The 21,000-nt window shown below is 72.0% G+C and carries 21 protein-coding genes; 15 read left to right on the top strand and 6 right to left on the bottom strand.

Features of this window, described 5'->3' with window-relative positions; all coding sequences use genetic code 11:
- Positions 1–106 precede the first annotated feature (106 nt).
- The 10 genes from ACH4VO_RS15460 to ACH4VO_RS15505 all read left to right on the top strand — a co-directional run bounded on the left by ACH4VO_RS15460 (position 107) and on the right by ACH4VO_RS15505 (position 9,398).
- On the top strand, positions 107–1,045 hold the full coding sequence (locus tag ACH4VO_RS15460) for an FKBP-type peptidyl-prolyl cis-trans isomerase (protein ID WP_360986276.1): 939 nt from the start codon (positions 107–109) through the stop codon (positions 1,043–1,045).
- Between the two features lie 43 nt (positions 1,046–1,088).
- Entirely contained in the window at positions 1,089–1,463 is a 375-nt protein-coding gene (locus ACH4VO_RS15465; RefSeq protein WP_069173379.1) for an FKBP-type peptidyl-prolyl cis-trans isomerase, read from the top strand.
- Positions 1,464–1,579: 116 nt separating this feature from the next.
- Complete coding sequence (locus tag ACH4VO_RS15470) at positions 1,580–2,533, top strand: WYL domain-containing protein (protein WP_360986271.1); 954 nt, start codon at positions 1,580–1,582, stop codon at positions 2,531–2,533.
- A gap of 14 nt (positions 2,534–2,547) precedes the next feature.
- Entirely contained in the window at positions 2,548–3,504 is a 957-nt protein-coding gene (locus tag ACH4VO_RS15475) for a WYL domain-containing protein (RefSeq protein WP_360986268.1), read from the top strand.
- A gap of 37 nt (positions 3,505–3,541) precedes the next feature.
- The gene (locus tag ACH4VO_RS15480; protein ID WP_360986265.1) at positions 3,542–3,814 is read left to right on the top strand and encodes a hypothetical protein; all 273 of its coding nucleotides are present in this window, start codon (positions 3,542–3,544) and stop codon (positions 3,812–3,814) included.
- A 34-nt stretch (positions 3,815–3,848) separates the two neighbouring features.
- Positions 3,849–4,046, top strand: coding sequence for a hypothetical protein (locus ACH4VO_RS15485; RefSeq protein WP_069173375.1), 198 nt, complete (start codon positions 3,849–3,851; stop codon positions 4,044–4,046).
- Positions 4,047–4,261: 215 nt separating this feature from the next.
- Positions 4,262–4,555, top strand: a complete 294-nt coding sequence (gene tatA, locus ACH4VO_RS15490) for a Sec-independent protein translocase subunit TatA (RefSeq protein ID WP_360986261.1) — start codon at positions 4,262–4,264, stop codon at positions 4,553–4,555.
- A 49-nt stretch (positions 4,556–4,604) separates the two neighbouring features.
- Entirely contained in the window at positions 4,605–5,570 is a 966-nt protein-coding gene (gene tatC, locus ACH4VO_RS15495) for a twin-arginine translocase subunit TatC (protein ID WP_360986258.1), read from the top strand.
- 17 nt (positions 5,571–5,587) lie between these two features.
- Positions 5,588–6,478 carry a diacylglycerol kinase gene (locus ACH4VO_RS15500; protein ID WP_360986255.1) on the top strand — a complete coding sequence of 297 codons (891 nt, stop codon included), beginning with the start codon at positions 5,588–5,590 and terminating at the stop codon, positions 6,476–6,478.
- A 91-nt stretch (positions 6,479–6,569) separates the two neighbouring features.
- Complete coding sequence (locus ACH4VO_RS15505; RefSeq protein WP_360986252.1) at positions 6,570–9,398, top strand: DEAD/DEAH box helicase; 2,829 nt, start codon at positions 6,570–6,572, stop codon at positions 9,396–9,398.
- 71 nt (positions 9,399–9,469) lie between these two features.
- Here ACH4VO_RS15505 and ACH4VO_RS15510 read toward each other — a convergent pair whose 3' ends face one another.
- The 3 genes from ACH4VO_RS15510 to ACH4VO_RS15520 all read right to left on the bottom strand — a co-directional run bounded on the left by ACH4VO_RS15510 (position 9,470) and on the right by ACH4VO_RS15520 (position 12,492).
- The gene (locus ACH4VO_RS15510; protein WP_360986249.1) at positions 9,470–9,913 is read right to left on the bottom strand and encodes an SPW repeat protein; all 444 of its coding nucleotides are present in this window, start codon (positions 9,911–9,913) and stop codon (positions 9,470–9,472) included.
- Between the two features lie 317 nt (positions 9,914–10,230).
- On the bottom strand, positions 10,231–10,875 hold the full coding sequence (locus tag ACH4VO_RS15515; protein WP_360986246.1) for a fasciclin domain-containing protein: 645 nt from the start codon (positions 10,873–10,875) through the stop codon (positions 10,231–10,233).
- Between the two features lie 69 nt (positions 10,876–10,944).
- On the bottom strand, positions 10,945–12,492 hold the full coding sequence (locus ACH4VO_RS15520) for a molybdopterin-dependent oxidoreductase (protein WP_360986736.1): 1,548 nt from the start codon (positions 12,490–12,492) through the stop codon (positions 10,945–10,947).
- A 250-nt stretch (positions 12,493–12,742) separates the two neighbouring features.
- On the opposite strand from ACH4VO_RS15520, the gene ACH4VO_RS15525 reads away from it, so the two are divergent.
- Genes ACH4VO_RS15525 through ACH4VO_RS15545 form a run of 5 tightly spaced genes read left to right on the top strand, consistent with a single transcriptional unit; the run spans position 12,743 to position 18,234 of the window.
- The gene (locus ACH4VO_RS15525) at positions 12,743–14,014 is read left to right on the top strand and encodes an FAD-dependent oxidoreductase (protein WP_360986244.1); all 1,272 of its coding nucleotides are present in this window, start codon (positions 12,743–12,745) and stop codon (positions 14,012–14,014) included.
- A 20-nt stretch (positions 14,015–14,034) separates the two neighbouring features.
- Positions 14,035–14,769 (top strand): DUF1365 domain-containing protein, encoded by a 735-nt coding sequence (locus ACH4VO_RS15530; RefSeq protein ID WP_360986733.1) that lies wholly within the window; start codon positions 14,035–14,037, stop codon positions 14,767–14,769.
- Positions 14,770–14,771: 2 nt separating this feature from the next.
- Positions 14,772–16,079 carry a class I SAM-dependent methyltransferase gene (locus ACH4VO_RS15535; RefSeq protein ID WP_398440950.1) on the top strand — a complete coding sequence of 436 codons (1,308 nt, stop codon included), beginning with the start codon at positions 14,772–14,774 and terminating at the stop codon, positions 16,077–16,079.
- Positions 16,076–17,434, top strand: a complete 1,359-nt coding sequence (locus tag ACH4VO_RS15540) for a cyclopropane-fatty-acyl-phospholipid synthase family protein (protein ID WP_360986238.1) — start codon at positions 16,076–16,078, stop codon at positions 17,432–17,434. Before ACH4VO_RS15535 ends, ACH4VO_RS15540 begins: the two co-directional genes overlap by 4 nt.
- A complete protein-coding gene (locus ACH4VO_RS15545; RefSeq protein ID WP_360986235.1) occupies positions 17,431–18,234 on the top strand; it encodes a DUF1295 domain-containing protein in 804 nt (267 codons plus the stop codon). Before ACH4VO_RS15540 ends, ACH4VO_RS15545 begins: the two co-directional genes overlap by 4 nt.
- 72 nt (positions 18,235–18,306) lie before the next feature.
- On the opposite strand, the gene ACH4VO_RS15550 is transcribed toward ACH4VO_RS15545, so the two are convergent.
- The 3 genes from ACH4VO_RS15550 to ACH4VO_RS15560 form a co-directional block, all read right to left on the bottom strand.
- The gene (locus ACH4VO_RS15550; protein ID WP_360986231.1) at positions 18,307–19,062 is read right to left on the bottom strand and encodes an anti-sigma factor; all 756 of its coding nucleotides are present in this window, start codon (positions 19,060–19,062) and stop codon (positions 18,307–18,309) included.
- The gene (locus ACH4VO_RS15555) at positions 19,059–19,643 is read right to left on the bottom strand and encodes a sigma-70 family RNA polymerase sigma factor (protein ID WP_360986228.1); all 585 of its coding nucleotides are present in this window, start codon (positions 19,641–19,643) and stop codon (positions 19,059–19,061) included. Before ACH4VO_RS15555 ends, ACH4VO_RS15550 begins: the two co-directional genes overlap by 4 nt.
- A 483-nt stretch (positions 19,644–20,126) precedes the next feature.
- Positions 20,127–20,966 carry a siderophore-interacting protein gene (locus ACH4VO_RS15560; RefSeq protein ID WP_360986225.1) on the bottom strand — a complete coding sequence of 280 codons (840 nt, stop codon included), beginning with the start codon at positions 20,964–20,966 and terminating at the stop codon, positions 20,127–20,129.
- Between the last annotated feature and the right edge of the window lie 34 nt (positions 20,967–21,000).

The raw sequence follows: 21,000 nt of genomic DNA on the forward strand, positions 1-21,000 counted from the left end.
TCCGGTCCCGTACGCGACAGGGCCCCGTACGTTCCTCGTACGGGGCCCCTCGCTCGGCCTAGAGTGGCGGGACCTATGTACGTGCCGTCTGAGATCTGAGGAATTCGTGCGCCGACTTGCCGGCCTTCTCGTCGTCCCCCTTCTGCTGCTGTCCGCAGCCGCATGCGGCGACGACAAGGCCTCCGACTCCGCCTCGTCCACGAACGGAGCTCCCGCGATCACCGCGGGAGAGAAGTTCGGCGAGAAGCCCACCCTGGCGAAGGGCGAGGGCGACCCACCCAAGGAACTGAAGACCGACGTCATCAGCGAGGGTGACGGCGCGAAGCTCAAGAACGGCGACGCGATCCAGGTCAACTACCTGGGCCAGTCCTGGGACTCCACCAAGCCGTTCGACAACAGCTTCGACCGCGGGCAGCCGTTCGGGCTGATTCTGGGTACCGGCATGGTCATCCAGGGCTGGGACAAGGGGCTGGTCGGCCAGAAGGTCGGCAGTCGCGTGCAGTTGGTCATCCCGCCGGAGCTCGGCTACGGCGAGCAGGGCCAGGGCCAGGACATCAAGCCCAACGCAACGCTCGTCTTCGTCGTCGACGTGGTGAGTGGAACACCGGTACCGAAGTCCCCGAAGGGCACCGCTGTCGCTCAGGACAACATCGACCTGCCCAAGGTCGGTGACAACACCGACGGCAAGGCGCCCAAGGTCACGATCCCGAAGAGTGACCCGCCCAAGAAGCTGGTCTCGAACTACGTTATCGAATCCGACGGGGAGGCCGTCAAGGAGAGCGACACCGTCGTCGTGAACTACGAGGCGTACCTGTGGAAGGGCGCGAAGAAGTTCGACAGCACCTATGACACGGGCAAGGTCGCGAGCTTCCCGCTGGCCCAGATCACCGTCAAGGGACTCAAGGCCGGCCTGGTCGGTAAGAAGGTCGGCAGCCGTGTCCTGCTGGTCATGCCGCCGGACCAGGCGTTCGGGGACAAGGCCCAGCAGACCATTCCCGCCAACTCGACGCTCGTGTGGGCCGTGGACATCCTGGCGAAGATGTAAGACTGTCCCGGTTGCCCAGTTCATCAGTAAGAGGAGCAAGTCAGTGAGCATCGAGAAGCCCGAGATCGACTTCCCGGGTGGCGAGCCGCCGGCCGACCTGGAGATCAAGGACATCTGGGAAGGCGACGGGCCGGTGGCCGAGAAGGGCCAGACCGTCTCCGTGCACTACGTGGGCGTGGCGTTCTCGACCGGCGAGGAGTTCGACGCCTCGTGGAACCGTGGCACCCCGCTGCAGTTCCAGCTCGGTGCCGGTCAGGTCATCGCGGGCTGGGACCAGGGCGTGCAGGGCATGAAGGTCGGCGGACGCCGCCAGCTGACCATCCCCGCGCACCTCGCCTACGGCGACCGCGGTGCGGGCGGCGGCGCCATCGCCCCGGGCGAGACACTGATCTTCGTCTGTGACCTGGTCGGCGTCTGAGCCGTCCGCCGTACAGGAGCGAGGGCCCGCGCCGCACGGTGCGGGCCCTCGCTTTGGTCCGGACACCCCGGGGCGGTACGGTCGACGGTCGTAGAGCGCGTAGAGAAAGGGCGTCGATGGCGATTGCCAAGGCCGAACGGCTGATGAACCTGGCACTGTGCCTGCTGGGTACCCGTCGCCCGCTCAGCAAGCGTGAGCTCCGAGGGTCCATCGAGGCCTACCTGGAAGCCGGCACCGACGAATCCTTCAACCGGATGTTCGAGCGGGACAAGGACGACCTGCGTGAGCTCGGCCTCGTCATCGAGACCGTGGAGAACCTGGACGGTGACACCGGCTACCTCGCGCGCCGCGACAGCAACCGGCTGCCCCCCATCACCCTGGACGCCGAGGAGGCCGCCGCCCTCGGGCTCGCCGCCAAGGTCTGGCAGCAGGCCCGGCTGGCCGGCGCCGCCAGCGGGGCCCTGCAGAAGCTGCGGGCCGCCGGGATGCCGGAGGCCGAGGACGCTTACGAGGTGCACAGCGCGCTGGAGCCCCGTATCCCGGTCCACGAGGCCGCTTTCGAGCCGCTCATGCTCGCGTGCCGTGACCGCCGTCCGGTCACCTTCGACTACCGCAAGGCCAACTCCGCCCGCCCGGAACAGCGCCAGGTCGAACCCTGGACGCTCGAGTGCTGGCGCGGCCACTGGTACCTGGCCGGATGGGACCGCGAGCGGAGTGCCGAGCGGGTCTTCCGGCTGTCCAGGATCTCGGGCCGGGTCCGCTCCCGGGCCGGCGCGTTCACCGCCCCGGTACCCGACGTGGTCACCGTCCGCGAGACCGTGGAGAGCTGGGCGGGGGAGACCGCGACCAGGACCGCCCGCATCCGGCTGCGTGCGGGGGCCGGCTACCCGCTGCGCTCCCGCGCGATATCGGTACGGGAACTCGGCGACGGCTGGGACGAGTTGGAGATCCCGTACGGGCACGGACTGGACGCCTGGCTCGTCGAGTTCGGGCCGGACGTCGTCGTGAGCGAGCCCGCCGACCTGCGGGCCGATGTGATGGACCGGCTGCGCGCCGTGGCCAAGGACTGAGGGGACCCCGACTCGTGGCCACGAACGCGATCGACCAGACCCGGCGGATGCTCTCGCTGGTGACCTATCTGCGTGAGCGCCCCGGCGCCCACGTCCAGGACGTCGCCCGGGCCTTCGGGATCACCGAGGACGAGCTGATCTCCGACCTCGACGTGCTCCCCATGTGCGGCACCAGCTTCCGCGGCGGCGATCTGCTCGACATCGACACCGACGGCGACCGGATCTGGTGGCACAACCCGGACGACGTGGCCGAACCGCTGCGGCTCGCCGCCGACGAGGCGACCGCCCTGCTCGTGGCCGCCCGGGCCGTCGCCACGCTGCCCGGGCTCCGGGAGAGCGACCGTCAGGCGCTGGTGCGCGCCACCGCGAAGCTGGAGACGGCGGCCGGGGAGGTGGGGGCGGCCAGCTCGCGGCTCTCGGTCACCTTCGAGTCCGAGGGCGGTGTCTTCGCCGAGGTGGACCGGGCGATCTCCGAGCGGCGCCGGCTCTGGCTGCGCTACTACTCGCCCGCCCGCGACGAACTCACCGAGCGCGAGGTGGACCCGATCCGGTTGTTCGCCGTCGGCCACACCTATATGGAGGGCTGGTGCCGCTTCTCCGAGGCCCGGCGCACCTTCCGGCTCGACCGGGTCGCGGAGATCCGGCTGCTCGACGCCCCGTCGGCCCCGCCCGCGCTGGAGCTGCGCGACCTGTCCGAGGGGCTGGTGCACCCGGCGGCCGAGGATCCGGAGGTCGTGATCGAGGTGGGGCCCGGCGGCCGGTGGGTCGCCGAGTACTACCCGCACGACAGCGCCGAGGAACTGCCCGACGGAGGCATGCGGATCACGCTGCGCACGCCTGACCCGGCGTCCCTGCGCAGACTGGCGCTGCGGCTGGGCGGCGAGGGGCGCATCACCGCCCCGCGGGAACTGGCGGAGAGTGCCCGGTCCGCGGCCCGCGAGGCCCTGGCCGCCTACGACGGCACGCTCTGAGCGGGCGTCACCGGTGCACCGGGGAGACGGAGGTCACATGACGGGAACACAGCGGCGGTCCGGACCGGTTCCGGTCCCGGTGGCCGCCACCGTACGGTTCAGAGCCGCCTGCCCGGACTGCCGCGGGCGCTTCGAGCTCGCGGCCGACGCCCTGCGCCTGGCGATCGGGGCCGGCCCCCGCACCACCTTCTACTCCTTCACCTGTCCCGAGTGCGGCTCCGCCGTCCGCAAGCCGGCCGGGGAACGCATCATCGAACTCCTCACCGGCGGCGGGGTGCGGACGCTGCGTCTTCACACCGCCCTGCGGTAACGCGCGGTGACGACACACACATCGAGGCTCGTCCATGTTCTGGCCCATGCTCGCCATCGCTCTCGGATTCCTCGGACTCGCCGTGCTGGGTGTCCTCGCCGTGAAGGTCTTCGTCGAGGCGCAACGGCTCGGCAGACAGGTCGCCACGGCAACGCGGCGGATCAACCGAGCGGCAGAGGATCTCGAACGAGCGGCCACCACCCTCGCCGAGACGGGGGAGGCCCTGCGTTAGCGGAGCGCGCCCTCCTGATTCACCGGTTCGGGGGGTACGCTGCTGGAGTCGGCCCAGGCAGGGGGATGGGGGCCGCAAGCGGGAGTACGCACGGGCATTGCCTCGTGTTCACCCCTGCGGGTTACGATCGCTGCCAGCGCGAAGGTCGGACGTATGCCCGTCCGAACGGGTAGCGAGCCCACTCCCCAGTCGCCACAGTGAGAAGGAAGTCGCACATGATCGGCAATCTGAAGCCCCTCGAGATCGTTCTGATCATCGCTGTCATCCTGTTGCTCTTCGGTGCCAAGAAGCTTCCTGACATGGCGCGTTCGCTCGGCAAGTCGGCCCGCATCCTCAAGAGCGAGGCCAAGGCCATGAAGAAGGACGACGCGGACACCGCGGCGCCCACCACGGAGACCGTCGCGGACCCGGCCCCGCAGGCGACCACCGCCCGGACGATCCAGGCCGCCCCGGGAGACGTCACCAGCTCCCGCCCGGTCGGCGAGGCCAAGCCCACCACCCAGAGCTGACGGCTGAACCGCAGCGCCGACAGCTGCCGCACGAGACGAGGGAAGTGGGTTGCTCAAGTCTGCCCGCAAGCAGGAGAAGGACGACGAGGGGCGGATGCCCCTTCTCGATCACCTGCGTGAGCTGCGCAACCGGCTGCTGAAGTCGGTCCTGGCCATCGTGGTCGCCGTCATCGCGGCAGCGTTCTTCCAGAAGGACATCTTCGAGTTCCTGATGAAGCCGATCCTGGACTCGGTCGGCTGCAGGAACGGCGCCGTGACCATGATCAACGGCCGGCCGTGCGCGGAGATGACCACCAACGGCCTGCTGTCGCCCTTCACCATCGCGCTGAAGGTCTCCCTCATGGCGGGCGTCCTGGTCGCCACGCCCGTGTGGCTGTACCAGCTCTGGGCGTTCGTCGCCCCCGGCCTGCACCAGCAGGAGAAGCGGTACTCGATGGCCTTCGTCGCCGCCGGGGTTCCGCTCTTCACCGCCGGCGCCTACGTCGCGTACGCGATCCTGCCGCAGACCGCCGAGATCATGCTCGGCTTCACGCCCGACAACGTGAAGAACCTGCTGCCGCTCGACGACTTCCTCGACCTGATCACCCGCATGGTGATCGTGTTCGGGCTGGCCTTCGAACTGCCGCTCCTCCTCATCCTGCTCAACATGACCGGCGTCCTCTCCGGCGCCCGCATGCTGCGCTGGTGGCGCGGGATGATCGTGGGCCTCACCGCTTTCGCGGCCATCGCGACACCCGGTGGCGACCCCATCTCCATGGTCCTGCTGGCGGGTCCGCTGGCGGTGCTCTACTTCTTCGCCGTCGGGGTCTCCCTCCTCAACGACCGGCGCAGGCGGCGGTCCGACCCCGACGCCGAGCTGGACGACGACGAGGCCTCGCGGCTGGACCTCACGCCGGAAACCATCGGCGCGGTCGAGGGTGTGTCCTCCCCGCGGACCGCTCTGCCCGGGCAGGCCACCGGCGACTCCGACGGTTCGCGCTCGCAGCGGCTCAACGGTTACGACGACATCACCTGACCTTGTAGGGTCCCCGGGTGACCAGCGAGATCACCCTCTTCGTCAATCCCACCGCGGGAAGCGGCCGGGGCGCGCGAGCCGCGCAGCCGGCCGCTTCCGCGTTGCGGGACGCCGGATTCTCCGTACGGACGGTCCTCGGGGAGGACGCCGGTGACGCGCTGCGGCGGGCGCGCGACGCCGTGGCCGCGGGGACGGGGGCGCTCATAGCCGTGGGCGGGGACGGCATGATGTCCCTCGCCCTGCAGGCCGTGGCGGGGACCTCCACCCCGCTCGGCGCCGTGGCCGTGGGTACTGGCAACGACTTCGCCCGCGCCCTCGGGCTGCCGGTGCGCGATCCGGCCGCGGCCGGGCGGCTGGCCGCCGAGGCGCTCAAGGCGGGCACGGCACGCGAGGTCGACCTCGGCCGGGCCGGCGGGCGCTGGTTCGGTTCCGTGCTCGCCTCCGGGTTCGACTCACGGGTCAACGACCGGGCCAACCGCATGCGGTGGGCCGGTGGAAGGTTCACGTACGACCTGGCGATCCTCGCCGAGCTGGCGGCCTTCCGGCCGATCCCGTACCGCCTCCGGCTGGACGGCGGGCCGGTGCGCGAGATCGAGGCGACCCTGATCGCGGTGGGCAACGGGCCGGCATACGGCGGCGGCATGCGGATCTGCGCCGACGCCGTCATGGACGACGGGCTCTTCGACGTCACCGTGGTCGGGGACTGCAGCCGGACCACCCTGCTCAGGGTGTTCCCGAAGGTCTACCGGGGCACGCACCTCGGTCACCCCAAGGTCACCGTGCACCGGGTCTCCTCGATAGCGCTGGAAGCGCCCGGTGTCACGGCGTACGCGGACGGTGAGCCGCTCGGCGCGCTGCCCTTGACGGCCACCTGCGTGCCCGGCGCGGTCCGGGTCCTGGCGCCGTGATCCGCGCTCCGGCACGCCCGCGCCGTGGTCGCGCCCACGAGAAATAAAGATCGGGCTGACTGTCATAGGCGGCGGGTAGGCTCGTATCAAGATGACAGAGGACCTCTCACCCGCTGAGCGATACCAGGCTTCCCGGGTCCGTGCCGCCGAGCAGGCCACGGCCCTCGGGCCCTTCCGCGAGATGTATGAGTTCGGACTGGACCCGTTCCAGATCGACGCCTGCAAGGCCCTGGAGGCGGGCAAGGGGGTGCTGGTCGCCGCGCCCACCGGGTCGGGCAAGACCATCGTCGGCGAGTTCGCCGTGCACCTTGCCCTGCGGCAGGGCCGCAAGTGCTTCTACACCACGCCGATCAAGGCGCTGTCCAACCAGAAGTTCACCGACCTGGTCAGGCGCTACGGGGCGGACAAGGTCGGGTTGCTGACCGGGGACAACAGCGTCAACGCGGACGCGCCCGTGGTCGTCATGACCACCGAGGTACTGCGCAACATGCTGTACGCCGGCTCCCAGGCGCTGATCGGCCTCGGCTACGTGGTCATGGACGAGGTGCACTACCTCTCCGACCGCTTCCGCGGCGCCGTGTGGGAGGAAGTGATCATCCACCTGCCGGAGTCGGTGACCCTGGTCTCGCTGTCGGCGACCGTGTCCAACGCCGAGGAGTTCGGCGACTGGCTGGACACCGTCCGCGGCGACACCGAGGTGATCGTCTCCGAGCACCGGCCCGTGCCGCTCTGGCAGCACGTCATGGCCGGGCGCCGGATGTACGACCTCTTCGAGGAGGAGACCGACCACGGGGGCCGGGGCACCGGCCGTCGCGAGGTCAGCCCCGACCTCGTACGCCTGGCCCGGATGGAGAACCAGCGCGGCTACGACCCGCGCGACCGGCGCCGCGGGAAAATGGTGCGCGAGGCGGACCGTGAGCGCGAGCGCCGGCAGCGGAGCCGGATCTGGACCCCGGCGCGGCCCGAGGTCATCGACCGGCTCGACGCCGAAGGGCTGCTGCCGGCCATCACCTTCATCTTCAGCCGGGCCGGCTGTCAGGCCGCCGTGCAGCAGTGCCTGCAGGCCGGGCTGCGCCTCAACGACGAGGACAAGCGCCGGCTGGTGCGCGAGATCGTCGAGGAGCGGACGGCGTCCATCCCGCGCGAGGACCTCCACGTCCTCGGTTACTACGAATGGCTCGAGGGCCTGGAGCGCGGCATCGCCGCGCACCACGCCGGCATGCTGCCGACCTTCAAGGAGGTCGTGGAGGAGCTGTTCGTCCGCGGTCTGGTCAAGGCCGTCTTCGCGACGGAGACGCTGGCGCTCGGCATCAACATGCCCGCGCGCTCCGTGGTGCTCGAAAAGCTCGTCAAGTGGAACGGCGAACAGCACGCCGACATCACGCCCGGCGAGTACACCCAGCTGACCGGGCGGGCCGGGCGCCGGGGCATCGACGTCGAGGGCCACGCGGTGGTGCTCTGGCAGCGGGGCATGGATCCGGGCGCGCTCGCCGGTCTGGCCGGCACGCGTACGTATCCGCTGCGCTCCAGCTTCCGGCCTTCGTACAACATGGCCGTGAACCTCGTGCAGCAGTTCGGGCGGCACCGCTCGCGCGAACTCCTCGAAACCTCCTTCGCGCAGTTCCAGGCCGACCGGTCCGTGGTCGGGATCTCCCGGCAGGTCCAGCGCAACGAGGAGGGCCTCGCGGGCTACAAGGAGGGCATGACCTGCCACCTCGGCGACTTCGAGGAGTACGCGCGGCTGCGCCGTGACCTCAAGGACCGGGAGACGGAGCTCGCCAAGCAGGGAGCGGCCCAGCGGCGGGCGGCGGCCGCGGCGTCCCTGGAGAAGCTGAAGCCCGGTGACGTCATCCACGTGCCGACGGGGAAGTTCGCCGGGCTCGCGCTGGTCCTCGACCCGGGATTGCCCGCCGGGCGGACCAACGGGCACCGCGGAGTGGAGTACCACGACGGGCCGCGCCCCCTGGTCCTGACCGCCGAGCGGCAGGTCAAGCGGCTGGCTCAGATCGACTTCCCCGTCCCGGTGGAGGCGCTGGAGCGCATGCGGGTGCCCAAGGCGTTCAACGCTCGTTCCCCGCAGTCGCGCCGCGATCTGGCCTCGGCGCTGCGGAGCAAGGCCGGGCACATCGATCCCGGCCGGCACCGCAAGCAGCGGGCCGCGGCGGCGGACGACCGCGAGATCGCCCGGCTGCGCACGGAGCTGCGCGCGCACCCCTGCCACGGGTGCGACGAGCGTGAGGACCACGCGCGGTGGGCCGAGCGGTACCACCGCCTGCGGCGTGACACCCGGCAGCTGGAACACCGCATCGAAGGACGGACGAACACGATCGCCCGTACCTTCGACCGGATCGTGGCCCTCCTCACCGAGCTGGACTACCTCCGGGGCAACGAGGTCACGGAGAACGGCAGGCGGCTGGCCCGGCTCTACGGCGAGCTGGACCTGCTGTCCAGCGAATGTCTGCGGGAGCACGTATGGGAAGGGCTCAACCCCGCCGAGCTGGCGGCGTGCGTCTCCGCGCTCGTGTACGAGGCGCGCCAGGCGGACGACGCGGTCGCACCCAAGCTGCCGTCGGGTCCGGCGAAGACGGCACTGCGTGAGATGGTCCGCATCTGGGGCCGGCTCGACGCCCTGGAGGAGGACTTCAAGATCAGCCAGACGGAAGGGGTCGGGCAGCGCGAACCCGACCTCGGCTTCGCGTGGGCGGTCTACATGTGGGCCTCGGGGCGGACGCTGGACGAGGTGCTCCGCGAGGCCGAGATGCCGGCGGGCGACTTCGTACGGTGGTGCAAGCAGGTGATCGACGTACTCGGCCAGATCGCGGCTGCGGCCCCCCGGGACGGCAGCACGGTGGCGAAGAACGCGCACAAGGCCGTCGACGCGGTGCTGCGCGGAGTGGTGGCGTACAGCTCCGTGGGGTAAACCGGGCGGGTGCAGGAAGAAGCGGCCACAGGGGGTTCGTCCTTCCTGTGACCGCCCCCGTCTGCCCCCTGTCAGGTTCTCCTGTTCCTGAACGCGAGTCCCGCGCACGCCGCTCCCAGCACGACCGCCAGTGCTCCGACGATGACGTTGTTGAGGATGACGCCCGTGTCCGGGCTCTGACCCACGACCCAGGTCGACACGATGAGCCAGGCACCCAGAGCACTGATCGCCATGCTCATCCCCGTCATCCGCTCCGGCATGGCGGTGAAGGACAGCGCCAGTACGGCTATCGCGATCCCGATGACGAGGTTGTGCGTCACCAGGGAGGGCTGGCTCGCCGTGAAGTGCAGGACCCACGGTGAGACGGCGCAGTACAGACCGAGCAGGAACACCGGTGCGTCCGCCATGGCCGTGGTGCGCCCACCGCCCCGGGCCACGCGGTTGTGGCGCGCCCGCATCTCTTCGGCGTCCGGGTGGCCGGACATGTCCCTTCCGGTGTGTGAGACGTTGCTCATGAGGTTCGTCTCCTTCGTCTGGCAAGAGCAACCGCGTTTCGAGTGCGCGGTCACCACCTCTCTCCGTCCAGTGTGCTCTTACATGCCCCTTATGTGAAGTTTTTTCGGGAGGGGATTCCGCTGCTTCGCCGAGCAGGTGTGATACCTGGGGACGACGGCCCGCGCGGAGGCCCGCGCGGCGCTCCGGGACAGCCGCCGAACCTGCGGGACCAGCGACGGCGCGAGCCCCGCGGTCCGCGGCGCCCCGGTCGTCGGGGCGGTCGCGGTGCGCGGGGCTCGTCCGTCTCAGGCCGTCAGCGTACCGACGGGCCGGTCGCTCAACTGGACGGCATCAGAACGGTGTCGACGATGTACACCGTGGCGTTGGCGGTCGGGACGTTGCCGCAGACGACCTTCGAGGAGTCGTTCACGGTGTACGTCATGTCCGAGCCGGAGGTCGTCAGCTTCGTCTTGGCCAGGGTGTCGAAGGACCCCTTGTCCAGCTGCGCCGGCGTCAGCTTCTGACCCACCACGTGCGCGGTGAGCACCTTGGTGAGCTGCTCCTTGTCGGCGAGCAGCTTGTCCAGGTCGGCCTTCGGGATCTTCGCGAACGCGTCGTCGGTCGGTGCGAACACCGTGATGTCCTGCGCGTTGTTGAGGGTGTCGACGAGCCCGGCCTGCTTGACCGCGGCGACCAGGGTGGAGAGCGCCGGGTTGTTCGACGCGGCGGTGGCGACCGGGTCCTTCGCCATGCCGTCGAAGGAGCCCGCGCCGTCCTTCGGAACGGTCGCGCAGGCCGGGCCGAACGGCTCGTCCATGGGCGTGGCCTCCTCGGTCGCTTCGGCCGGGGAGGACGCGGCCGCGCTGGGGGCGGAATCGGCCGAGGAGGTGTCGCTGTCGCCGCCGCAGGCGGTGAGGGCCAGCGGAAGCAGGGCCGCTGCGGACACGGCGACGGCGACGCGGCGGAGGTGACGGGCGTTCATGGTGTTCTCCTGAGGAAGTAGCTGATCGATCAGAGGGGCTTGGTGGAACGGGCAGGGGGCAGGGAGGCGTCAGGGCACGTCGACCACCACCGAGTGCCATCCGGTCGCTCCGTCGGGGACGGTGCCGACCCGCTTGCCGGTCTGGGTGACACCGGTGCCGTCCGTCGCGCGGACCTCGAGGGTGTGGTTCCCGGAGGTGGCGGGCCACTCCCACACCCACTGGCGCCAGGTGTCCCGCCCGGCGTCGGCGGCCAGCCGCGCGGTGTGCCACTCGCCCCCGTCGACCCGGACCTCGACGCGGGAGATGCCGCGGTGCTGAGCCCAGGCGACCCCGGCGACGGGTACCTTCCCCGCCCGGGGGGAGGCGAAGGGGCGAGGGGTGTCGATGCGTGACTCCGTTTTGACGGGTGCCTGGGCCGACCAGTCGCGCTCGACCCAGTAGGCGTCGTACGCGTCGAACGTCGTCAGCTCGATGTCCCGGATCCACTTGCAGGCCGACACGTAGCCGTACAGACCGGGGACGACCATCCGGACGGGGAAACCGTGCTCGAACGGCAGGGGTTCACCGTTCATCCCGACCGCGAGCAGTGCGTCGCGCCCGTCCATGACCGCCTCGACCGGCGTGCCGATCGTCATGCCGTCGACCGAGCGCGCCACGATCTGGTCGGCCGGCCCGCCGTCCGACGGCGGCCGCACGCCGGCCTCGCGCAGCAGATCGGCCAGGCGTACGCCGATCCACCGGGCGTTGCCGACGTAGGGGCCGCCCACTTCGTTGGACACACAGGTCAGCGTGATGTCGCGTTCGACGAGCTCCCGCCGCAGAAGATCCTGGAAATCGACCGTGAGAGGCCGCTCCACGCCCTTGCCGTGGATGCGCAGACGCCACCGGCCGGCGTCGACGCGCGGTACGACGAGAGCGGTGTCCACCCGGTAGAAATCCTTGTTCGGGGTGACGAAGGAGCTCAGGCCCCGGATCCCGAGGTCGGCTCCGGGAGGTGTCGCGGGGGCCGGCGAGGCGGGAGCCGGCAGCCCGACCTCGCCGCGTGAGGCGGCGGCCCCGGCCAGGCCGGACGCCGTGAGCCGTCGGCCCAGGAATCCGGCACCGGCCGAGGCCGCCGCGGCGGTGGTCGCCGCGATCACGAATCCGCGGCGGTCGAAGGAGCTCTGCCTCCCGCCGTCCGGCACCCCGGCCTCAGGTGACGGAACGGACGCGGAAGACGGTGCGGAGGTGAGCCGTCCGGCCAGGAGATACAGCACTCCCGCGGCCACCACCGCTCCCACGGCCGAGGGCAGCGCGTCGCTCGGACGGCCCTCCGGCCGCCCGGCCGCCGCCACCGCCCCGATCACGCCGAAGACCAGGACGGCCGCAGCGCCGCTGCGCCGGTGCCGCAGGGCGAGGACCCCCACCGCCATGGCGAAGAACGCCAGGAGGACGAGGATGCCCAGCTGCAGCACCAGCTTGTCGCTCGTGCCGAAGTTCCGTACGGCGAAGTCCTTGACGGCCGGCGGCGTGCGGTCGATGACCGCCCCGCCGACCGCCGTGACGGGCCCCGCCTCGGGGCGTACGGCAGCCGCCACGAGCTCGGCGACGCACAGGGCCGAGAACCCTGAGATCAGACCGCTGAGCGCGGCATGACCCGCACCCGCCCAGCGGGATCCCCGGGACCCGGTGGCCCCGAGCTTCTGCGCAACGTCTTGGTCTGTTCTCACACCGGGAGTTCGACGCCGGCCGCCCGCCGGATTGGTCGTTCACCCGATCGGAGGAAGTCCGATCATCGGCCAATCCGGCGGGCGACCGGCCACGAATGACCTTCCAGGGGCCCCTCACCAGGGAAGCCGCCAGGAGACGGACACCGGAAGGAACCGAATGACCACGCAGCGGCGACGCACGGCCGTAGTGGGGAGCGGAGTGGCGGGACTGACCGCCGCACACGTCCTGGGCAAGGCGCACGACGTGACGCTCTACGAGGCCGACACACGCGTCGGGGGACACGCCCACACGCACGACCTGACCGCGTCGGACGGCCGGACCCACCGCGTCGACTCCGGCTTCATCGTGCACAACCGGCGCACCTACCCGCGCCTGCTCCGGCTCTTCGGCGAACTCGGCGTCGCCACACAGGAGTCGGAGATGAGCATGTCCGTACGCTGTGAGGGATGCGGCCTCGAGTACGCGGGCGCCCGGGGCGCGGCCGGGCTGTTCGCCACGCCGCGCGCCGCCCTGCGGGCGCCGTACCTGCGGATGCTCGCCGAGGTGCCCCGCTTCCACCGGGCGGCCCGGGCGCTGCTTGCCCGCGAAGGGGACGCCCCGGCCATGACCCTCGGGGAGTTCGCCGCGCGAGGCCGCTTCTCCCCGTACTTCTCGGCCCACTTCCTGACGCCCGTCGTCTCCGCCGTCTGGTCGTGCGACCCGGTGACCGCGACGCGTTACCCGGCCCAGTACCTCTTCCGGTTCATGGACCACCACGGGATGCTCTCGGTCGGCGGCTCCCCCGTCTGGCGCACGGTCACCGGCGGATCGCAGGCCTACGTCGAGCGGATCGCCAAGCAGGTGCACTCGATGCGCTCGGCGACCCCCGTCCGGGCACTGCGCAGGCACAGCGACGGAGTGGAGATCGTCGCCGAGGACGGCACGACCGACGCCTACGACGCGGTGGTCGTCGCCACCCACCCCGACCAGGCGCTGCGGCTGCTCGCCGACCCCACCGACGAGGAGCGGCGCACCCTCGGGGCGTTCCGCTACTCCCGCAACCCCACCCTGCTGCACACCGACACCACGCTGCTGCCGCGCAGCCGGGGAGCGGCGGCCTCCTGGAACTACCTGATGCCCTCCTGTGCCGCCGACGCGGAGCGGGTCACCGTCAGCTACGACATGAACCGGCTCCAACGACTGGACGCCCCCGAGAAGTTCGTCGTCACGCTGAACGGCGCCGACCGGGTCGACCCGGACCTCGTCCGCGCCCGCATGGTCTACGAACACCCCGTCTACACACCGGAATCCGTCGCCGCGCAGGCCCGCCTGCCCGCCCTGTCCGGCCCGGTCACCGCCTTCGCGGGGGCGTACCACGGCTGGGGCTTCCACGAGGACGGCTGCCGGTCCGGAGCCGAGGCCGCCGCCGCCCTGGGAGTGATCTGGTGAGCACGCTCCGCCACCGTCCGATGAGCGACCCGGTGAACGCCCTCTATCCGTGCGCCATCACCCATGTGCGCACCTCACCCCGGCGGTACGCCCTGCGGCACCGCACCTACCTGTGGCTGATCGACCCGGACCGCCCGCCACGGCTCCCGCGCGCGCTGCAGCCGCTGGCGAGATTCGACGCCCGAGACCACTTCGGCGGGACGGCCCCCACCGTCCGTGCCGGTCTCGAACGGTTCCTGCGCGCCCGGGGCGTCGACCTCGCCGACGGCACGGTCACGATGCTCACCCACGCCCGCGTGCTCGGCCACGTCTTCAACCCGCTGACCGTCTACTGGTGCCACCGTCCCGACGGCAGCCCGCTCTGCGTGGTCGCCGAGGTGCACAACACGTACGGGGAGCGCCACTGCTACCTGCTGCACCCGGACGGGGCCGGCCGGGTGTCCACCGGCAAGGACTTCTACGTGTCGCCGTTCTTCCCGGTGGACGGCGACTACCGGATGCGGTTGCCCGAGCCGGGCCCGCGACTGGACCTGACGGTCCACCTGGAGCGCGAGGGCGCCCGGCCGTTCACCGCCACCGTACGCGGGATCCGGCGCCCCGCCACGCCCGCGCGGCTGCTCCGGCTGGCCCTTCGGCACCCCCTGTCCACCCTGATCGTCTCCCTCGCCATCCGGCTGCACGGCATCCGGCTGTTCCTGCGCCGGCTCCCCGTACAGCCCCGTCCCCGTCATCACACCCAGGAAGGCATGCAGTGAAGGTGCCCACCACTTCCCCCGAATCCCCCGCCCGGCAGGGCGTACCCGCCCAGGCCGGACCCGCGGCGCCCGGGGCCGCACCGGCGCCCGTCGATCCGGCGCGCTGGCCGGACGTCGTGGCCCTGCCGAAGGCGTCCCGGGCCAGGACGGCGACGGCCGAACGGCTCGTACGCCACGCCCTCGGCCGGCTGCCCCTGAGAGTTCGGCTCGCCGGCCGGGCCGGTATCGGTCTCGGCGGACCCCTGATGGAGGTCCGCGAACCCGACGCGTTCTTCCGCAGGATCGGTGCGCGCGGGCTCATCGGCTTCGGCGAGTCGTACATGGCGGGCGAATGGGACTCTCCCGACCTCGTCGGGGTCCTGACCGTCCTGGCCGGGCACGCGGCGGAGCTGGTACCGGCGCCGCTGCAGAAGCTGCGGGCCCTGTGGGCACCCCGGCAGCCCGCCGTCCAGGTCAACAGCCGGGAGAACGCGCGCGGCAACATCAGCCACCACTACGACCTGTCGAACGACCTCTTCGCCCTCTTCCTGGACGAGACGCTGACCTACTCGTCCGCCGTCTTCCGGGGCTTCCCGGCGGACCGGGAACTGCTGCCCGCCGCCCAGCACCGCAAGATCGACCGGCTCCTGGACCTCGCGGGGGTGGGCCCCGGCACGCACCTCCTCGAGATCGGCACCGGCTGGGGCGAGCTCGCCATCCGCGCGGCCTCCCGCGGAGCCCGCGTCGTCACCCTCACCCTCTCCCGGGAGCAGCAGGAGCTGGCCAGGGGCCGTATCCGCGAGGCCGGCCACCAGGACCGGGTCGACGTGCGGCTGTGCGACTACCGGGACGCGGACGGGACGTACGACGCGGTGGTCAGCGTCGAGATGGTCGAGGCGGTGGGCGAGGAGTACTGGCCGCTGTACTTCCGCACGCTGGAGCGCTGTCTCGCCCCCGGCGGCCAGATCGCCCTGCAGGCCATCACGATGCCGGACGACCGGCTGCGGGCCAGCCGCACCACGTACACCTGGATCCAGAAGTACATCTTCCCCGGCGGTCTGCTGCCCTCCACCGAGGCGATGGAGCGCGTCACCGCCGACGGCACCGGCCTGCGGATACGGGAACGCACCGGTTTCGGCATGCACTACGCCGAGACCCTGAGGCTCTGGCGGGAACGCTTCACCGACCAGGCCCCCCAGGTCGGCGCCCTCGGCTTCGACGAGACCTTCCGCCGCATGTGGACCTTCTACCTCGCCTACTCCGAAGCCGGGTTCCGCTCCGGCTACCTCGACGTCCAGCAGCTTCTCCTGACCCGTGAGGACACCGCGTGACGACCACGACCGAGACCCCCCGGAGCTCCCCGACCGGAGCGGCGCAGCGGATCGCGCCCGTCGTCGAGCAGTTCCTCGGCGGCCCCCCGCCGGTCAGGATCCGGATGTGGGACGGCAGTGAGACCGGCCCCGCCGACGCGCCCACCGTGCACGTGCGCTCCCGGCGCGCACTGCGCCGACTGCTCTGGCAGCCCGGTGAACTCGGCCTCGCCGAGGCCTACATCACCGGTGACATCGAGGTGCCCGGCGACCTCGCCGACGGGCTGCGGGCCATGCGCCGGGCGGCCCGGGACCACGGGGCGCAGGCCTCCCCGCCCGGTCTCGCCGTGCGCGTCCGGGCCCTCGGCACGGCCCTGCGCCTCGGCGCCGCCGGGCCCCGCCCGCCCGTCCCGGCGGCGCGCGCCGGGCTCCGCGGCGCGCTGCACAGCAAGGCCCGCGACCGGGCAGCCATCAGCCATCACTACGACCTGTCCAACGCCTTCTACTCCCTGCTGCTGGACGAGACGATGGCGTACTCCTGCGGCTACTGGACCGGTGACGAGCCGGGGTACGGACCTGCCGACGCGCAGCGCGACAAGCTGGAGCTCATCTGCCGCAAGCTCGCCCTCGGGCCCGGTACGCGGCTGCTCGACATCGGCTGCGGGTGGGGCTCCCTGACGCTGTACGCGGCACGCCGGCACGGTGTCCGGGTCACCGCCGTCACGCTCGCCGCGGAACAGGCCGCCCACGTGCGCGGGCAGGTGGCGGCCCAGGGCCTGGAGGACCTCGTCGACGTGGAGTGCCGCGACTACCGGGACATCACGGGCCTGCCCGGTTTCCGGGGCGGGTACGACGCCGTGTCCAGCATCGAGATGGGCGAACACGTCGGCGACGCCGAGTACCCGGCCTTCACGGCGCTGCTCCACGCGGTGCTGCGGCCGCGGGGGCGTGCGCTGGTCCAGCAGATGTCCCGCGGGACCACGGCCCCGGGCGGCGGCGCGTTCATCGAGTCGTACATCGCGCCGGACATGCACATGCGCCCGCTCGGCGAGACGGTCGGGCTCCTGGAGGGGGCCGGGCTGGAGGTACGCGACGTCGAGTCGCTGCGCGAGCACTACGTCCTCACCGTGACCGCCTGGCTCCGCACCCTGGAGGAGCGCAGAGCCGAGTTCGAGGCGCTGGTCGGTGCGGAGACCGTACGCGTGTGGCGGCTCTACCTGGTGGGCGCCGCCCTGGCCTTCGAGGAGCGGCGCATGGGCGTCGACCAGATCCTCTCGGTGCGGCCCGACGCGGACGGCTCGGCGGGACCGCCGGCCACCCGGCACGGCTGGTACGACGGGCTGGGGGCACCGCACGGGCCGGAGGGCGGCCGGTGAACGGCTTCGGGTGGGCGGAGTTCGCCCGGAACCTGGCGGCGGGCGCGGGCACCGCCCTCGCCGTCATGCTCGTGACCTTCGCGGTGGCCCTGCGCGCGAGGGTGCACCGGATCGTCGACGTGGCCTGGGGCATCGGCTTCGCCGCCGTGGCCCTCGTCTCGTACGTCCTCTCCCGGGGCCACGGTTCCGACGGGCTCCGCCTCCTGGTGACGGTGCTGACCGTCGTCTGGGGGCTGCGGCTGGCCGTGCACATCGGGCGGCGGGGGCGCGGCCACGGGGAGGATCCGCGCTACGCGGCCATGCTCGCCCGCGCGCCCGGCAGCCAGGCCCTCTACGCCCTGCGCAAGGTGTACCTCCTCCAGGGCGCGCTGGTGTGGCTGATCTCCCTCCCCGTCCAGGCCGCGTACTACGTCACGGGGCCGCTGACGTGGTGGGCCGGGGCCGGAACGGCGCTGTGGGCGCTCGGGGTGGCCTTCGAGGCGGTGGGGGACGCGCAGCTGGCCCGTTTCAAGGCCGACCCGGAGAACCGGGGCCGCGTCATGGACCGGGGACTGTGGGCCTGGACCCGGCATCCGAACTACTTCGGGGACTTCTGCGTCTGGTGGGGGCTGTTCCTCCTGGTCTGCGCACAGCCCGCGGTCGCGGCGGCGACCCTGGTGTCGCCCGTCGTGATGAGCCTGCTGCTGACCAAGGGCAGTGGCAAGGCGCTCCTGGAGCGGCACATGGCGGGGCGGCCGGGGTACGCGGAGTACCGGGCCCGGACCAGCGGCTTCCTGCCGCGGCCCCCGGCCCGGCGCTGAACAGCCGGCCCGTACGCCCGCGGGCCCCCCAGCCGGGAAGCCGGGGGGCCCGCGGGCGTACGTCCGGGCCGCTCAGGCCTGCCCGAACTCCATCAGGGCCACCGGCTGCGAGGTGGGCCGTTCGGACCCGCCCGACGGCTCGACGGTGATCCCCATGCCGGAAGCGCCGTCCACCGGCCCGTCGAGCAGCACCGCGTCGTCCGTGGCCTTCGGGTTCATCAGACCGGCGGACCGCATGGTGCCGTGGTCGTCGAACCAGAGCTGGTACACCTTGCCGCCGGGCGGCCGGGCCATGTCCGAGGCCACGAACACCGCGCGGTTCACGCGGTGCGAGACGACGACGGCTCCCCGGGCCCCGCCCGCCAGCTCCGCGGCCGCGGTCGTGGCGTCCGGCGCGGACAGCACCCGCGCCACCAGCTCGCTCCGCTGCTGCGCCCGGGACACCTCCTGCCGCGCGTCCTGCGCGACCTCGTGCTGCCACACGGCGACACCGCCCAGTGCGGCAGCGGCGGCGACGCACGCGGCGAGGGCGTACGAGGACCAGCGGCCGGCCCGGCCCGCCCGGGAGGCGGCGCGCTGCCGTACGCCCGCCGGCGGCGGCTCCTGCCGTACGTGCGTGATCTCCCGCAGCACCCGGTCCCGCAGTGCGGGCGGCGCGGCGGCGGAGACCGCGAGCCCGAGCCTGGCGGCGGTGGCGGACAGCTCCCTGACCTCCTGGGCGCAGGGCTCGCACGCCCGCAAGTGGCGTTCGAACTCCAGGCGTTCCCCGTCCGGCAGCGCGTGCAGGGCGTAGGCGCCGGTCAGTGTGTGCAGCTCGGCCGTGCTCATGCGTTCACCCCCAGGCAGTCGCGCAGCCGGATGAGTCCGTCGCGCAGCCGCGTCTTGATGGTTCCCAGCGGTACGGACAGCAGCTCGCCGACCTCGCGGTAGGTCAGCCCGCGGTAGTACGCCAGCGTCACGGACTCCCGCTGCAGTTCGGAGAGCGTCCGCAGACAGCGCCGGACCTGTTCCCTCTCGAGCCGGGTCTCGACCTGTTCGGAGACCTGGTCGAAGTCCGGCGTGCGGTCGAGCAGCGCCGCCTTGTGCTCCCGGGCCGCTGCCGCCTCGGCGGAGCGGACCCGGTCCACGGCCCGGTGATGGGCCAGCGTGAGCACCCAGTTCATCGCGCTGCCGCGCGACGGCTGGAAGCGCGGGGCGGTACGCCACACTTCGACCAGCACCTCCTGGGCCACCTCCTCGGACTGGGCCGGGTCCCGCAGGACGCTCCGCACCAGCCCGAGCACCGGGCCGCTGACCTGGTCGTACACCTGCGTAAAGGCGTCCTGGTCGCCGCGCGCCACGCGGACGAGCAGCTCCTGCAGGCCGGGTTCCGCCGAGCGGACCCCACTGATGTGTACGGCTTCTTCCACGCGGTCGTTCCTCCCGGGCACGTGTCGGTTTCCTCCGGTGGTTCGGAGCCGACGACCCCGCGGATTGGCCTGCGGCCCGAAATAGTCGCACGCCCTTGCGGTCAAGGGGCGCGCGGGTCACCCGCGAGGCGGTACCGCGTGTCCGCAACGGCACCCCCGGGGCATGGCCCACGACGTCTTCGGGCACGTCCTCGACACCGGCCACGACCCGGCGGAGGAAGCGCCCGGTGAATCGGCCGACGTCGCCCTGCCGGTCCAGCCGGCCGTTCCAGGCCGACGTGCCGGGGGGGGGCGACGTCCGGACACCGGGACCGGGCGACCCGGGGCGACTCCACGCCGAGGCGCCTCATGGCCGGGTGGAACGGTCCGGCCCGCACCGCCAGGAGGCCGGGCTTCCCGCACCGGCTCGGTGCACCCGGTGCCGAGGAAACCCGGCCGCCGTCCAGGACGGCGACCGGGTTCCCGTACGGAGGCGGGCGAGCCCTACCCGGCGTTCTCCTCGCGCTCCACCTGCTCGTTCCACTCGCGCTTGACCGCGCGCCACGCGTCGTCGTTCTGTCCGAGGCGCCAGTACCCCGAGATCGACAGCCGGGAGAGCGGGACGCCGCGCTCCACGCGCAGGTGGCGCCTGATCTCCTTCACGAACCCCGCCTCGCCGTGGACGAAGGCCTGCACCTCCCCCTCCGGGAAGTCCAGCCCCGTCACCGCGGCCACGAGGGCCTCGCCGACCGGGCGGTCGCCCCGGTGCAGCCAGGTCACGGCCACCCCGTCCGGCGTCACGATCTTCTGCTCCTCCGCCGCGTCGGCCACCTCGACGAAGGCGTGCACCAGGGCGCCTGCCGGCATCTGCTCCAGCGTCGCGGCGATGGCCGGCAGCGCGCTCTCGTCACCGGCCAGCAGATGCCAGTCGGCCGAGGACTGCGGCCCGTAGCCCCCGCCGGGCCCCAGGAAGGTCACCTGGTCGCCGGGGCGCGCCCGGGCCGCCCACGGCCCCGCGAGCCCCTCATCACCGTGCACCACGAAGTCGACCGCGAGCTCCCGCGTCGCGGGGTCCCAGGAGCGCACCGTGTAGGTGCGCGTCGTGGGCCACAGGGCACGCGGGTACTCCTCGCGAATCCGGGCCATGTCGAAGGGATGGGCATAGTCCGCGCCTTCGGGGGCGAAGCACAGCTTGATGTAGTGGTCGGTGAATCCGGCGAGGGAGAAACCGGCCAGGCCGTCGCCCCCGAGGACCACGCGCACCATGTGCGGAGTGATCTGCTCGGTGCGCAGGACCTGCGCCCCTTGCGCCTTTGGTGCCTGGCGTGCCGGCCGCTCTGCCACGAGGTTCTCCCTGCTCTGGACATCCATGACGCCG

It is taken from the genome of Streptomyces sp. NPDC020780 (assembly GCF_044334475.1).
Classification (GTDB): domain Bacteria; phylum Actinomycetota; class Actinomycetes; order Streptomycetales; family Streptomycetaceae; genus Streptomyces.